The sequence below is a fragment of the Comamonas halotolerans genome (assembly GCF_030162935.1).
GTDB lineage: Bacteria > Pseudomonadota > Gammaproteobacteria > Burkholderiales > Burkholderiaceae_C > Comamonas > Comamonas halotolerans.
The window spans coordinates 175,286-190,593 of sequence record NZ_JASAUZ010000056.1 but is presented as its reverse complement, the minus strand read 5'-3'; the positions used below and the strand labels follow the sequence as shown (position 1 = coordinate 190,593).

Sequence of the window (15,308 nt, the reverse complement as noted above, 5' to 3'; positions counted from 1 at the left end):
CAACCGAGGAGAGATAGCGGTGCATTCCGAATATGACCAAGAGCGTCGAGTTTTTCTGAAAACTGCTGCTGCAGCCACTGCGGTAGCGGCAGCTCCAGCCGTTGCGAAGCCGGGAATACCCGCAAGGGGGGAACCTGACTGGGATGGCATGGCCTGGGCCGAGCACATTCGCAAAGGTGATGTGACGCCCAAAGAGGCTCTGGAAGCCGCCATTTCCCGTACTGAAGCGCTGCCCAAGCTCAATGCGGTGGTGATTCAAGACTATGAAATGGCACGTGCCAAGGCCAAGGCCATGTCGGCTTTGGGGCGTGAGGCACGCGCCCAGGCGACAGCCCAGGCTCCCATGTGGGGAGTCCCGTTTCTGATCAAAGACCTTAACCAGTACGTCAAGGGATCGGTGACGACCAATGGATGCCGCTTTTATGCGGGTGCAGTGGCCGACTATGACAGCACACTGGTGGAGCGCTACAAGGCAGCGGGGCTGAATATTTTTGGCAAAACGGCTTCCCCCGAGTTCGGTCAGACAGCCACCACGGAGTCGACCTTGTTTGGGGCAACCCCCAATCCTTGGAATCCCAGGCACTCGGCCGGAGGCTCTTCTGGTGGTGCGGGCGCAGTGGTGGCTGCTGGCATCTTGCCAGTAGCGCATGGCAGCGATGGTGGGGGCTCCATCCGCATTCCTGCTGCGCATTGCGGGCTGGTCGGCCTCAAGCCCAGCCGTGGCCGAGTCCCGACGGGCCCGGTAAATATGGAGGGCTGGATGGGCTTGTCGCTCAACCACGTGGTGTGCCGTACCGTGCGTGACTCTGCCCATTTGCTGGATTTGACCGCTGGTCCCGAAGCCGGCAGCCGTGTGATGCCCCCCAAGGATGTCAGTGGCACCTATTTGCAAGCATTGCAGCAGCCTGAGCGCAAGCTGCGGATAGCGGTATGGCGCCAAAACTATTTCGGCATTCCGGTGCACCCCGATTGCGTTGCAGCGCAAGACCATGCAGCCAAGACTTGTGCCGCACTGGGCCATATCGTGGAAGAAGTGGCGTTGCCTGGGCTGGATGTGCTTGCACTGTTTACCAGCCTGGGGGTGATGACCTCTGTGGGCATGCGATACACCATTGCGCAACGGGAAAAGCTCTTGGGGCGCAAAGTGCGTGAAGACGAGCTGGAGCCGTTGAACTGGCGCTATATGCAGGTGTCTGAGGGCTATACCGCAGAGCAGCTCTATGCCGCGCGGGCACAGTTTGATCAGGCAGGCCGTGTCATCGACCAGTACTTGCATGACTATGACCTGATCCTGACGCCCACCACTGGTGAGCCTGCTCCGCTGCTGGGCAAGCTGGCGCTGACGCAGTCGTATGAAGACTTTGCGCGGCAGGCGATGAAAACGTCAGTCTATACAGCCTTGTTCAACATGAGCGGTCACCCCGCTATTTCGCTGCCCATGCACTGGACCGCGGACAACGTGCCGGTAGGCGCGCAGTTTGTCGCCCCCTTTGGCGGGGAGGGGCGTTTGCTGCGCCTGGCGGCACAACTGGAGCAGGCGGTGCCATGGGCGCAGCGCCGCCCCGATTTATCCGTATTTCAAGCGTAAGACTGGTGATTGCCGACTTACGTAGAACTTAGCCATTGAAGACACAAGAACAGGAGACAGCATGGGTGTTTGCAATCAACGTACCGTAGTGATTACCGGAGCCGGTGGCGGCTTGGGCCGCGCTTACGCACTGGCGTTTGCTCAGGAGGGCGCGAATGTCGTGGTCAACGATATTCGTGCTGAAGCGGCGCAGGCGGTGGTGGATGAAGTCAAGCAGGCAGGTGGACAGGCCTTGGCCAACAGCGGAGACATCACCACCATGGCGGGCGCACAGTCGATTCTGGATGCTGCAGTGGCTGCCTTTGGCGATGTGCATGTGCTGGTGAACAACGCTGGCGTGCTGCGCGACCGCATGTTCCTGAGCCTGAGCGAGGAAGACTGGGACACTGTCATGCGCGTGCATTTGCGTGGTCACTTCTGCATGGGCAGCACCTTCGGGCGTTATTGGCGCGACCAGAAAAAGGCGGGCAAGGCTGTGGATGCGCGCATCATCAACACCAGCTCTGGGGCAGGTCTGCAGGGTTCGATTGGCCAGAGCAACTATGTGGCGGCCAAAGGTGGCATTGCATCGCTGACTCTGGTGCAGGCGGCCGAGCTGGCGCGTTATGGCATCACTGTCAACAGTCTGGCCCCGGCAGCGCGCACTTCCATGACCGAAGGTGCCATGCCCGAGATGGTCAAAAAACCGGAGTCCGGTTTTGACGTCTGGGATCCGATGAACGTGGCTTCCATCGTGGTGTGGCTGGGCAGCCCGCTGTCGCAACATGTCACGGGTCGCTGCTTTGAAGCCAAGGGCGGTGAGATTTCAGTAGCCGATGGCTGGTTCACTGGAAAGATCAAGGACAAGCAGGCACGCTGGGAGCCCAGCGAGCTGACCGAGGTGGTGAATGCGCTGGTGGCCGAAGGGCGCACGCCGCAAAAGGTGTACGGCACCTGAAGAAAAAGATGCGGGCCGGGCGACGCCGAAACGGCGGCCACCTTCACGGTGGCTGTGTTGGAGCAGCCCCTCACCGCTCTGGATGAAACACAGACCTAGGCGAGGCTTCATGGATTTACGTTTGAATGATGAGCAAAAGATGATTGCCGAGAGTGCAGACGTCTTTTTGCAGGAAAAAAGTACTTCGGCGCAGGTACGCAAAGTGTCGGAGGAAGGCGGTGGCATCGACCGTGCGCTGTGGCAGGAAGCTGCAGACATGGGCTGGTTGGGCGTGGCTTTGCCTGAGCGTGCTGGTGGTATGGGGCTGGGCTGGATGGAACTGGTGCTGCTGCAGGAAAAAATGGGTTACTACCTGGCATGCATTCCATTTTTTGATGCAGCTGTTGCCCTGACTCCTTTGTGGCAACAGCTGCCGGCCAGCGATGCCGGGCTTGAGACCGTGGAGCGCCTGGCGCAGTCCGGGCAGGTGTGTGTGCTGGGCATGACGGTGCACGGGGGATTGCAGGCCGATGCCAAGGCAGTGCAGGACGGCGATGCGTTGCTGCTGAGCGGGCAGTGGCAGCAGGTGGGTTCTGGCAGCCATGCGGATGTCTTCATTTTGCCGGCCAAGCTGCCCTGCGGCAGTGTGGCATTGCTGGAAGTACCAGGCACCAGCGCCGGTCTGCAGGTACAGCCTTTGCAAACCGTGGACGCCACGCGCAGCAGCGCCAATGTGCACGCCCAGGCGGTGCGCTTGTCACCAGCGAATGTGTTGATCCAGGGCGATGCCTTGCAGTCGCTGTGGCCCCGTTTGCGCAGTCTGGCTGCAATAGGGCTGGCAGCGGAGCAAGTGGGGGTGGCAGAGCGTGCGCTTGACCTGACGGTCAACTACACCAAGGAACGCCATCAGTTTGGCAAGGCCGTGGCAACGTTTCAGGGCCTCAAGCATCGTGTGGCTCAGATGCTGGTCAAAGTGGAAACAGCACGTTCCGCCGTGTATGGCGCAGCTTTCATGGCAGATACAGGGGTTGACGACAACGAGTTGCTGATGTTTGCGGCACAGGCGCGCACGGAAGCAACAGAAGCAGCACTGTTCGCCACCCGTGAAAGCATTCAGCTGCATGGTGGAGTGGGCTTTACCTGGGAATTTGATCCGCATCTGTATTTCCGCCGTGCACAGGCCAGCAGCCAGCGTCTGGGACCAGTGTCTCAGTGGCGGGAGGCTGTGGCCCAGCAGTTGCTCGATGCACCGCAGGAGGAGCTTGTATGAATATGCACGACGCAGATGTCAAAGAGGCATTCCGGGCCGAAGTCCGGACATGGATGGCAGAACACCTGAGCGGTGCATTCACACCGCTCAAACATGCCACAGGGCTGGGTTCACCGGGTTATGACGCTGAACTTGCGAAGGCCTGGGAACAGGAGCTGGCACGCGGTGGCTGGACAGGGCTGGGCTGGCCTGCGGAGCTGGGTGGGCGCAACCTGCCGCTGGAGCTGCAGGTCATTTTCCATGAGGAGTATGTGCGCTGTGGCGGGCCTGGCCGTATCGGCCATATTGGTGAGACGCTGCTGGCTCCCACACTGATGGCCTATGGAACGCCAGAACAGAAAGAACGCTTTTTGCCAGGGATTCTTGCCGGGCGTGATTATTGGGCACAAGGCTACTCGGAACCAGGTGCTGGTTCTGACCTTGCAGCCATCCGAACCAAGGCACGCCAGGATGCGCAAACCGGTGAATGGGTGATTGATGGTCAGAAAGTCTGGACCTCCTGGGCCCATGAATCGGAGTGGATTTTTGTGCTGGCACGCACCGAGGATGTGCCCGCCGGTGGTGCACGCCATGCAGGTATGACCTTGTTGCTGGTGCCGCTGCGCCAGCCTGGCGTGGAGGTGCGTCCGATTCGTCAGATCACGGGCAGTTGTGAATTCAACGAGGTGTTCTTCGACGGCGCTCGCACCGAGGCCAGCCTGCACCTGGGGCCTGTGGGCGATGGCTGGAAGGTGGCGATGTATCTGCTCGGTTGCGAGCGCGGTGCGTCCACGCTTGGGCAGCAGGCGCATTTCCGCTACGAGCTGGACCTGCTGATTGCGCTGGCCAAACGCAATGGCGCCTCCAGAGACCCATTGATTCGCCAGCGTATCGCGCAAGCTGCACTGGGTTTGCAGACGCTGCGCAGCCATGCCTTGCGTGCCTCTGCAGACGACACACCACAGCGTGTGGCCTCGGTCTCCAAATACGCATGGTCCAACTGGCACCGTGACCTGGGTGAGCTGGCCATGGATGTGCTGGGTGCCGAGGGTGAGCTGCAATTGAGCGACGACGATACCGCCAAGCTCCAGCAGCTATGGCTGGTCAGCCGTGCCGACACGATTTATGCGGGCACCAATGAGATACAGATGAATCTCATGGCCGAGCGCAGCCTCGGCATGCCACGCTAGCTTGTAAAAATATGAAAAAGGAAGCATTCAGCGCTGTATGCAAGCATGTTCATGGACATGGCAGTTGGATCATGACTTGCATGCGGCACCAAGCATTCCTATCCATCTAGCTTCTGGCAGAGGCTTTGTTTGTGGAGGCTGTGACCTGTTGAGCAGGGCACAGCCTTTTTTCTTTCAAGGGCTCAGATGTTTGCTAGGGAAGTCGCAATCAGGGTTGACCTAGGGATAGCGTGATCGTCCGGGTGGACGATGCCTGGGGGGGTATTGCTGGGGAAGATACGGTACGCATTGTTATTACCTTTTGGTTTCCCCTTATGACTCAGGTTCCCGCATACGTAGCCCCGCATGGGCTGCTCAAAGATAAAACCGTTTTGGTCACTGCTGCCGCTGGTGCCGGCATTGGTTTTGCTGTGGCCAAGCGCTGTGCTGAAGAAGGCTGCAAGGCTTTATATATCTCGGATGTGCATGAGCGTCGCTTGCAAGAAGCGGTGTCTGCCATCAAGGAAGCTACGGGCCTGCAGGCGGTTTACGGTCAGCTGTGTGACGTCAGCCAGGAGGCGCAGGTTCAGGCGCTTGTATCTGATGCACACGCCAAGCTCGGCGGCATAGATGTTCTGATCAATAACGCGGGTTTGGGCACCAGTTGCAAAGTGGTGGATATGAGCGATGAGGAGTGGGCCAGGGTCATCGACATCACGCTGACTGGCACCTTCCGCATGACACGCGCAGCCTTGCGTGTCATGCAGCCACGCGGTCAGGGTGTGATTGTCAACAATGCCTCTGTGCTTGGCTGGCGTGCCCAGACCGAGCAGGCCCATTACGCAGCGGCCAAAGCCGGAGTGATGGCATTCACCCGCTGCAGCGCGCTGGAGGCCGCAGAGCATGGCATTCGTATCAATGCCGTGGCTCCATCCATTGCCATCCATGCCTTCCTCAAAAAATCTGCTTCCGAAGAGCTGCTGAACAAGCTGTCAGAGAAAGAAGCCTTTGGACGTGGCGCAGAACCTTGGGAGGTTGCCAATGTGATGGTGTTCCTGGCCAGTGACTATTCCTCGTACATGACGGGTGAAGTTGTATCTGTCAGCTCGCAAAGGGCATGAGCACCATGAGTGAGACAGCAAACATCACTGTATTTGACTCGGTGGAGTCGGTGCTGGCAGCCGTTGGCACACAGTTGGGTGAAACCCCTTGGGAGCCGATTTCACAGTCACGCATCCAGCAGTTTGCCGATGCCACAGGGGATCACCAGTGGATTCATGTGGATCCGGAGCGAGCAAAGAATGGGCCGTTTGGCGCCTGCGTGGCGCATGGCTACCTGACGTTGGCATTGGCCAATCTGTTCCTGCCCCAGCTGGTGCGCTATGAGAACTTGCAGATGGGCATCAACTACGGCTGCGAGAAGGTGCGCTTTCCGGCTCCCGTGCTGGTGGATGCGCTGGTGCGTGGACAAGGTGAGGTGGTTGCTGCAACGCCGCTGCCCAACGAAGGAGTGCAGGTGCATGTGCGTATCACGGTGCAGGTACAAGGTCAGGATAAACCCGGGTGTGTGGTGGAAACCATAAGCCGCCTGTACTTCTCAGCGGAAAAATGATCGATTAAATTGTCGTGCTTTTTGACAAAAGTTGACATTTTTGAGAAGTGCCTTCAATGGCACCTCATAAGAAAAAGGGGTGTTCTCACCCCAGAGATTGTGGAGACAACAAAATGAAAAATGCAGTCATCGTATCGACCGCGCGTACCCCAATTGGCAAAGCCTACCGTGGAGCCTTCAATGACACCGAGGCCCCTGTTCTGGGTGGGCACGTTATTCGTGCGGCCATCGACAAGGCTGGCGTTGCAGGGGCAGATGTCGATGACGTCATTTTGGGCATCGCGGCGCAGCAAGGCACGCAGGGCTACAACCTGGGCCGCTTGTGTGCCTATACCGCAGGCTTGCCCACCGAAGTGGGTGGGATGGTGATTGATCGCATGTGCGCCTCAGGTCTCATGAGCATTGCGACTGCTGCCAAGGGCATCATGACTGGCGAGATGCAGGTGGCGGTTGCTGGAGGGCTGGAGTCCATCACTCTGGTGCAAAACAAGCACAAGAACAGCTATCGGGCACAGTCCAAGGCTGTGCTGGCGGCAGAGCCTACGGCCTACATACAGATGATTGAAACTGCGGAGATCGTCAGCCAGCGCTATGGCATCAGCCGTGCTGCTCAGGACGAATACGCCTTGCGCAGCCAAGAGCGTGTTGCTGCAGCGCAGGCAGCAGGTCTGTTTGATGAGGAAATCGTACCTTTGACCACCAGCAAGCAGCTCTTTGACAAAGAGGGCAATGTCATTGGCAACGAGACGGTGACATTGGCGCGTGACGAAGGCAACCGTGCTGACACGACACTGGAGAGCCTGTCCAAGCTCAAGCCAGTGTGGAAGAACGGTCAGTGGGTGCCAGAGGGGCAGTTCATTACGGCGGGCAATGCTTCGCAGCTGTCGGATGGCGCCAGCGCCTGCGTGGTCATGAGTGAGGAACAGGCACGGGAGCGCGGCTTGAGCCCGCTGGGCATTTACCGTGGTGTGGCAGTTGCGGGCTGCCGGGCCGATGAAATGGGTATTGGACCGGTGTTTGCCATCCCGAAGCTGCTCCAGCAGCATGGGTTGACGGTCAAAGACATTGATCTGTGGGAGATCAATGAAGCATTTGCCTGCCAGGTGCTGCATTGCCGTGACACGCTGGGAATTCCCGATGAGCGATTGAATGTGAACGGTGGTGCGATTGCCATTGGGCATCCCTTTGGCATGTCGGGTTCACGCCTGGTGGGGCATGCCTTGCTGGAAGGGCGTCGACGCGGCGCACGCTACGCGGTGGTGAGCATGTGTATCGGTGGAGGCATGGGAGCGGCTGGCTTATTTGAGTTGAACTGAGTTTGCCTGCATCAAACGCTTCTCTAGCAAGGGGTTCATCATGATGGAAAGTGCATTCGCCCATATGGGATTTTCGGGCTACACGCCAAGCAAAATGGCCTGTGTTCTGAAGGATATTCCTGTATTAAATACGAAGGCTGCCACCCGAGCCGCCAGTCCGACTCAGATTTCCGTTGAGAAATTTAGCGAGATCACTCATCTGCTGTATGACGCGGCCTCCGAGCCCGAAGCCTGGACACCGTGTCTCGAAGCCATCCGGCAGCAGATGAAAGCCAACTTTGCCTCGTTGATCATTCGCCACAACAGCAGTAACAGCGAGGGGCTGATTCTGTCCGCAAGCGACGACATCCGCGGCTTGGCACATTACGACTCTTTCTGTCACGAAAGTCCATTCCACGGAATCCCCACGGACCATTTCGTGACGATCACGGACATGATGACGGAGTCGGATTGGCGTGCCAACAAGTACTACAACCAGTGGTGCAAGATCTACGATGTCTATCACGTGCTGGCCGTGGATATTGTCACCAAGGACGGCAGTGTGTATGGCCTGCGGATCACCCGACCTGAAACTGCCGCAGCTTTTGGGCAGGCAGAAAAAGAGCTGGGCCGCATGTTGCTCCCGCATTTGAAGCGGGCGCTGAATATGCATCTGGAGCTCAATCGTGATCGGCAGGTCATCTCCACCTATAGCAAGGCGACGGCGCAGCTCATGGTGGGAGTGGTGATCCTGGATCAAAATGGTGTGGTCATTGAGATCAATCCAGCTGCCGCAGCCATCTTGGATATGGGGGATGGCATCAAGGTAAGCAATCACTATCTGGAGGCTACCTATGCCAATGACAACCGGAAGCTGCAGCGCCTGATCAAGGATGCCTTGGCGCACTCTCAAACCTTAGGCATGTGCATGACCGAAGCCATGTCTGTCAATCGTCCATCGGGTCAGCTGAACTGGGGTGTGGTGGTTCAGAGCATTTCTGCGGATGAGTGGACAGAAGGCAAGCAGCGCCCGAGTGCTGCGGTGTTCATGCGAGACACGGATGGCAAAGCCGATCCTTCGGTGCGCCTTGCCCAGCAGCTGTTCCAGCTGACACCGGCTGAAACCTCGCTGGCTATCCGGCTGGCCAATGGTCTGTCGCTGGAAGAAGCGGCGGAGGTGCTCAACATCCGCCGCAACACGGCGCGTGCGCACCTGCGCTCCATCTTCTCAAAGACAGGGGTGCGCCGCCAAACCGAGCTGGTGCGCATTTTCCTCAACAGTGTGGCGTGGCTGGGTAGCAAATAGACGCGCGCACAGACCTCCTGTAAAGGGCTCCCCATCACGGAGCCCTTTTTTGTTGCCTTGGCGGCCACGGCTGCGCGTTTGTCCCTAGTCTGACTTGGGGAGGCTGGTTTGCATCGGCGCTGGCAGGCTGGCAAGCCTTGTAACTTCAGGGCAACCACCTCAAGGCGAATATGCAGGAATCATTTGATTACATCGTGATTGGTGCCGGCTCCGCAGGCGGTGTTCTTGCTGCGCGCTTATCGGAAGACAAGAGCCAGCAGGTACTGCTTCTGGAAGGAGGAGGCACGCACAAGGATTTGCTGGTGGAGATGCCCGCAGGTTGGGGGCAGATGGTGCACAGCCCCAAATACTCCTGGGGGCACAAGACCGAGCCCGAGCGCTATGCCGGGGGCCGATGCATAGATTTACCCAGAGGCAAGCGTCTGGGAGGCTCCTCATCCATCAACGGCATGATGTATGTGCGCGGAGACAAAGAGGATTTTGACAGTTGGTCCCGTCTGGGCGCAAAAGGCTGGAGTTATGACGAGCTCTTGCCTTATTTCGTGCGCACGGAAAACCAGCAAAGTGATGCGGCGGTGTTCAAGCAGCCCTGGCACGGGCGTTCAGGGGTTTTGACGGCCAGCGATCTGCCCAATGCGCACCCCATTTCACGCTGCATGGTTGAGGCAGCGTTGCAAGCGGGCCTGCCAGCCTGCACAGATTTCAACAACGGCCATCCCTGTGGTGCAGGGCTGTTTCAGGTGAATGTGAAGAATGGCAAGCGATCATCGATTGCCGTCAATGCGCTGGAGCCAGCCATGCACCGCAAGAATCTGCTGGTACGCACGCAGATGCAGGTCACACGCATTGAGCTGCAAGCAGGCCGGGCGCACAAGGTGCATTGGCAGGACGCACGCGGTGGGCAGCATTGTGCCTTGGTGAACAAGGAAGTGCTGCTGTGTGCAGGGGCGCTGCAGTCCCCGCAGTTGCTGATGCTCTCGGGTATGGGGCCTGCTGCGCATTTGCAGGAGATGGGCATTCCCGTGCAACTTGATTTGCCGGGGGTGGGGGCCAACTTGCAAGATCATGCCATTGTGCCGATGTCCTGGCGCATGAAGGCAGGAACACCAAGTTTGAACAAGTCTTTGCGAGGCTGGGGAATGCTGGCATCGGTGATGCAATATTGGCTGACCCGCAAGGGTCCCATGGTCATGCCGGCTTCGGAGTTTGCCGCGTGGCTGAGCAGTGATTCCTGCTTGCCCTATCAGGACATCCAGATTCACGGACTGCCTGTGACAGGTGATATTGAGGCCTATATGCGCGATGGCAAGACCTACCGCACCGAAGCCTGGCCCGGCATGACCATGGCGCCGTACCAGACGCGCCCTTTTTCACGCGGAAAGCTCACATTGCGCAGTGCCCACCCGATGGAGCTGGCGCGTGTCCAGATGAACTACCTGCATGACGAGCGGGATCGTAAAGCCTTGCTGTTTGGAATTCGCAAGACTCTGGAGATTGCGCGGCAGCCCGCATTGGCTGCGTGGATCCAGCAGCAAACGCGTCCACCTGCGGATGTACGCACCGATGACCAATTGCTGGACTGGCTGTCCATGTACCTGGGCTCTGGACACCATGCTTGCGGCAGCTGTCGCATGGGGGCGAGCGAGGATCCCATGGCCGTGGTGACGCCTGACTTGCGCGTGCGTGGCGTACAAGGCTTGCGGGTCGTGGATGCATCGGTCATGCCCCATGTTGTTTGTGGCAACACCAATGCTGCCTCTGTTGTCATAGGAGACAAAGGGGCCGATCTGGTGCTGGGCAAAGCGCCGCTGCCTGTACATACGCCGATCACGCACAGACAGGCGCAGGCCGCAGGATAAGCACAGAGGTGCAACTACATGTGCACATGGTCTGTTGGGACGATGTTGGCGCAGCCGCTTGCGATCACGATGTGCTGACTCTCATCGCATGCAGCGGGCATGCAGGAGGGCTCAACAATAGAAATACCAATGACCCACACCTCTGACGCGCAGGCATCACGCCGCTATGTGCTGATCGTGCTGACGGCCTTGTCTGCCATCACTTTCATGGATAGGCAGGTTTTGGCCGTATTGCTGGAACCCATCAAGCATGAGTTCGGGTTTTCAGATCTGCAAATCGGTCTCATCACAGGGCTGGGTTTTGCACTCACGTTCGGTATTTTGGGCTTGCCCATGGGGCGGCTGGCAGATCGTTACGAACGACGCCGCCTGATCGCCTGGTCCAGGGGCATTGGTGGGTGCATCGCCATCTCGGGAGCATGGGCTACAGGCAGCCTGGGTCTGATGGTTTCCCGCGCGGGCGCGGCTTTGTCGGATGCAGGTGGAGGCGCTGCCTCTATGTCGATCCTGGCGGACCTGTATGCACCGTCTGAGCGCTCGCGTGTGATGAGCGTGTTTGGCGTGGGCGCAACCATGGGGGCGCTTTTGGCTTTGGTGCTGGCGCCACTGTTTGCCAGTTGGTGGGGATGGCGGGCAACCTTGGCCATCATCGGAGGCACTTTGCTGCTGCTATCGCTGGTGCTGCGCTTTTCTATCCAGGAGCCTGTGCGGACAATGGCGCCAGCCAGTGCGCACAAAGACAGTCCGGCCAGTGCTGCTGCCTCGCAATCTGCAGCGGCTTTGATCTGGGCAGCGCCGGTAACGCGCTGGCTGATTGTGGGGGCGGCCTGCGCATTGCTCGCAGGGCTGTCGATTGGTGCCTGGAATGTGGCGCTGCTGGTGCGACGCTTTGATCTGGGGCTCAAAGAGGCGGGTGGCCTGTCGGCGCTGGCAGCGTTGCTGTCGGTTCTTGGCAGCCTTTTTTCCGGCTGGTTGACGGACCGCTGCGCGCAGCGGGATGTGCGCTGGCAAATTCGCATTCCATTGATTGGTGTGGGCGTGGCGCTGGTTGCTGGTCTGGCGTATCTGTGTCTGAGCAATGACTGGATATGGGCAGCTCTTGCCTGCATGCTGGTGTATGCATTTTTCACGGCTTGGTGGGCACCTGCGACGTATGCCGCGCTAAGTCTGGTGGTACCCGCGCAGCGCAGGGCGACAGCCAGTGCCATGGTGCTGATGGCGGGAGCGCTGCTGGGCAATGGAGTAGGGCCGATTGCGGCAGGCTGGTTGAGCGATGTTCTGAACCCATTGACGCAGGGCCAGGGGCTGCGAGGCGCCTTGGTGCTCATGATGTGCATGATGCTGCCCAGCTTTTTGGCCTTCGGCCGCGCCTTGGCGCATTACCCCGAGGCACATAGGCAGATCCATGGCACCCCGCCAGCAGCGGCAGCCCTTTGAGGATGGAATGTATGCAGCACAACCCTGTCTGGAAAATGATCTACTTGGCGCGTCGCAACCCGAAGTTGGCGGCACAGGAGTTTGCGCAGGCTTGGCGTGAGCACTCGGCACTGGGCCGGCAATGCCGCAATGTAGGTCAGAGGGTGCATGCAGTTGCGCAGTGTTCGCGTGTATTGCATGCCAAGGCGCCGCTGCTGTCTGAGAGCCACGATGGCGTGAATCTGATGGTGCTGGCCGATCAGGCATCTGGCACGCTGATCTGGGATGACCCGGAGACATTGCGCATCATGCGGCCCGATGAACCCCGGGTGTTTGCAGACTATGTACGCAACTGTGCCTTGGTATGCCAGGAGCATGTATTACACACAGAGCGGATGGGCGGGGTTCGACCACAGAATGGGCAAGTGATTCTGCTGGGGTTTCTCCAGCGCAGCAGCGCTTGGACTGCTGCGGCGCAGGCTCCGCAGTCATTGCCTCAAGCCTGGAGTGCAGATGCTTTAGCGCACGCTTGTCGTGTGGTCTGCAATACCGTGCAGGAACCAGGTCCGGCAGAGCATGGTTTTCTCTTTGTGGTGGAGTGGTGGTTCGAAGGCCTGAAGCAGGCCCGGGCTGCGGCCCAGTGCCTGGCTGCAATCCCTTTGGATGGTGAACATGGCCGCGGTGATGCGATTTTTGTTTTGACACAGGTAACACACAGCCGTTCATGACATAGCTGATTCAGAGGCGCTGCCCCAATAAAAAAGGCTCGTTCAACGAGCCTTTTTTATTGTCGCCAAGATGGCATCGGATCATCAAGCCGTTGCTGGCTCCTGGTCGTCGGCAGTGTAGGGCACCATACCGCGAGGCACGTATTTGCCTTCGCACTGATCCAGATAGTCCTGCGTCTTGGCACGAGGGTTGTAGAACTGCTTGTACCAGATGCGGGCTTTCAGGAAAGCACCATCACTGGGGATGAACAAGGGGTTGAGGCAGGGCGCTTTTTGCGACCAGACTTCAAAGTCCTGCTCAAATGCCAAACGGCTGGCTTCCTGGAACTGTTTGGCCGCGATCTCGTCGGCCTTGGTCGGTTTGCCGCGGTGTGAGGTTTGTACCAGCAGGTTGTGCCATACCTTGATCTTGCCGTCATCCACAGGGGTGTGCATGATCATCATGAACGCATTGAACATGCCGGTGGTCTTGGCCACCAGAATGGCAGGGCCGTGATACCAGGTGTCGGTGTGCAGCTCGCTGCTGGCACCGCCTTCGCCCACCAGCGTACGGTGACCACCGCATTGGCGCTGGATGGCATTGTGGCCCTGGAATACGTTTTCAAAGCGCATCACGGTCGAGCCATGAATGGGGCTGAGGTGACCGTAGTCGGCAATATTGTCGACCACCTCCTGCGGATGCTGGTTGAGCTCGCCCAGGTAATCCCAGCTGCCGTTGACAAAGGTCTCGTCGTCCCAGTCTGCAAAGTGCGGCAGTTCATAGTCGGGTTCACCGCCTTCAGGGTCATACCAGACCCAGACAGCACCGTAGCGTTCTTGAACTTTCCAGCTCTTGACGGCCGCCGCAGCGGGAATGGGGCCATCATGGTAGGGAATGTCGTTGCATTTGCCATCTGCACCAAAGCGCCAGCCATGGTAGGGGCAGCGAATTCCGTCGCCATCCACATTGCTGCCACCGCCGTCAATCACCACATAGCTGGTGCTGTTGGGGGCGCCGAGATGGGTCTTCATGTGGGGGCAGTAGGCATCAAGCAACACAACCTTGCCGCTTTCACGGCCACGGTAGAGCGCAAAATCCTGGCCAAAAAAACGCACGGCCACGGGCTTGTGTGTGTCGAGCGCCTTGGTTTCAGAAATCATGAACCAGCCGCGGGGGAAGGTGTATTCGCCAATGCGATAGTCCTTGGTAGTTGCCATGGCGTGGAGTCTCCAGATCTTGTTGTGGATGAAGCATCTTCCAAGAGGCGCAGCTTGTATGCATACTCTGTTTGGACGAGTTGCAGGCAAGGTTTGATATTGCGCAAATCCTGCGCCTGGGTGGTTCAGACTGCAGCGGCTAATCGCTCTTTGTACAGTGTCTGCAGATCAATCATGGACGGAGATTTGGCCAAAGGCAGGGCCGCTTGTTCCGTCGCGAGCCAGAAGAGCGTGGCCGCAATCTCCTGGGGGGTGGAGGCGCCGTAACGCTGCGCCAATACTCCGTCGTCACCCAAGGTGGCCTTGACGGCTTCAGTGGTGACCACGCCCGGGTTTACGCTGAAAGACCTGATGTCGTGCGCTTTGTATTCCGTGTTGATGCATCCAGCCAGCCGTGCAATAGCGGCTTTGGATGCACCATAGGCAAAGCCCCAACCCCCCTGATCTGCAGGCACGGGCGGGTTGTACTGTCCAGCACCCGAGCACACATTGATGATGCGACCGCTGCCTTGCTGGACCATGAAGGGCAAAACGCGTTGAGCCAGGTGGAATGGCGCCATCACGTTGCCTTGCATGGCGCGTTGCAGGGAGTTAATGGTCAGTGCAGGCAGCAGGTCGTTGACCTCACGGTTCTGATAAACAGCGTTATTGATCAGGATATCGATGCGCCCGTAGTGCTCCATGACAGCGTCAACGGCTGCATCCAGAGATGGCATGTCCATCAGGTCCATGGTGTGCGCGAACACCTGTCCCCCCTGCGCTTCAATGGCTGCCGCAGTGGACGTCAGGCTGCCAGACAGCAGCTGCCCATTGGGCAGGCGCAGTTGGTTGTCGAGCTGGGCCCCTTCGGTGAGCGTGCGCGCCGTAATGGCCACACGCCATCCTTGCTGGGCAAAGTGAATGGCAGTCGCAGCGCCGATGCCTCGGCTTGCGCCAGTAATTAAAACAACAGCTTGAGTCATTGTGGATATTC

At 58.7% G+C, this 15,308-nt stretch carries 13 protein-coding genes; 11 read left to right on the top strand and 2 right to left on the bottom strand.

All coding sequences use genetic code 11. From position 1 onward, the window contains the following. Positions 1-19 precede the first annotated feature (19 nt). The 11 genes from QEP11_RS16470 to QEP11_RS16420 all read left to right on the top strand — a co-directional run bounded on the left by QEP11_RS16470 (position 20) and on the right by QEP11_RS16420 (position 13,138). The gene (locus QEP11_RS16470) at positions 20-1,588 is read left to right on the top strand and encodes an amidase (protein WP_284337729.1); all 1,569 of its coding nucleotides are present in this window, start codon (positions 20-22) and stop codon (positions 1,586-1,588) included. 61 nt (positions 1,589-1,649) lie between these two features. Next, positions 1,650-2,525: an SDR family oxidoreductase gene (locus QEP11_RS16465; RefSeq protein ID WP_284337728.1), complete on the top strand. Its 876-nt coding sequence runs from the start codon at positions 1,650-1,652 to the stop codon at positions 2,523-2,525. A 109-nt stretch (positions 2,526-2,634) separates the two neighbouring features. After that, on the top strand, positions 2,635-3,774 hold the full coding sequence (locus QEP11_RS16460; protein WP_284337727.1) for an acyl-CoA dehydrogenase family protein: 1,140 nt from the start codon (positions 2,635-2,637) through the stop codon (positions 3,772-3,774). 2 nt (positions 3,775-3,776) lie between these two features. Further along, positions 3,777-4,943 (top strand): acyl-CoA dehydrogenase family protein, encoded by a 1,167-nt coding sequence (locus QEP11_RS16455; RefSeq protein WP_413788745.1) that lies wholly within the window; start codon positions 3,777-3,779, stop codon positions 4,941-4,943. Between the two features lie 314 nt (positions 4,944-5,257). Further along, positions 5,258-6,043 (top strand): SDR family oxidoreductase, encoded by a 786-nt coding sequence (locus QEP11_RS16450; RefSeq protein ID WP_284337725.1) that lies wholly within the window; start codon positions 5,258-5,260, stop codon positions 6,041-6,043. Positions 6,044-6,048: 5 nt separating this feature from the next. After that, positions 6,049-6,534, top strand: a complete 486-nt coding sequence (locus tag QEP11_RS16445) for a MaoC family dehydratase (protein WP_284337724.1) — start codon at positions 6,049-6,051, stop codon at positions 6,532-6,534. Positions 6,535-6,647: 113 nt separating this feature from the next. Then, the gene (locus tag QEP11_RS16440; protein WP_284337723.1) at positions 6,648-7,850 is read left to right on the top strand and encodes an acetyl-CoA C-acyltransferase; all 1,203 of its coding nucleotides are present in this window, start codon (positions 6,648-6,650) and stop codon (positions 7,848-7,850) included. Between the two features lie 40 nt (positions 7,851-7,890). Next, positions 7,891-9,135, top strand: a complete 1,245-nt coding sequence (locus QEP11_RS16435; protein WP_284337722.1) for a helix-turn-helix transcriptional regulator — start codon at positions 7,891-7,893, stop codon at positions 9,133-9,135. 170 nt (positions 9,136-9,305) lie between these two features. Further along, the gene (locus tag QEP11_RS16430; RefSeq protein WP_284337721.1) at positions 9,306-10,994 is read left to right on the top strand and encodes a GMC family oxidoreductase; all 1,689 of its coding nucleotides are present in this window, start codon (positions 9,306-9,308) and stop codon (positions 10,992-10,994) included. A 129-nt stretch (positions 10,995-11,123) separates the two neighbouring features. Then, positions 11,124-12,431, top strand: a complete 1,308-nt coding sequence (locus tag QEP11_RS16425; protein WP_284337720.1) for an MFS transporter — start codon at positions 11,124-11,126, stop codon at positions 12,429-12,431. 11 nt (positions 12,432-12,442) lie between these two features. Continuing rightward, the gene (locus QEP11_RS16420) at positions 12,443-13,138 is read left to right on the top strand and encodes an EthD domain-containing protein (RefSeq protein WP_284337719.1); all 696 of its coding nucleotides are present in this window, start codon (positions 12,443-12,445) and stop codon (positions 13,136-13,138) included. An 84-nt stretch (positions 13,139-13,222) separates the two neighbouring features. Here the strand turns inward: QEP11_RS16420 and QEP11_RS16415 are convergent, their stop codons facing one another. Next, entirely contained in the window at positions 13,223-14,335 is a 1,113-nt protein-coding gene (locus QEP11_RS16415; protein WP_284337718.1) for a Rieske 2Fe-2S domain-containing protein, read from the bottom strand. 125 nt (positions 14,336-14,460) lie between these two features. Further along, positions 14,461-15,297 carry an SDR family NAD(P)-dependent oxidoreductase gene (locus tag QEP11_RS16410; protein WP_284337717.1) on the bottom strand — a complete coding sequence of 279 codons (837 nt, stop codon included), beginning with the start codon at positions 15,295-15,297 and terminating at the stop codon, positions 14,461-14,463. Positions 15,298-15,308 lie beyond the last annotated feature (11 nt).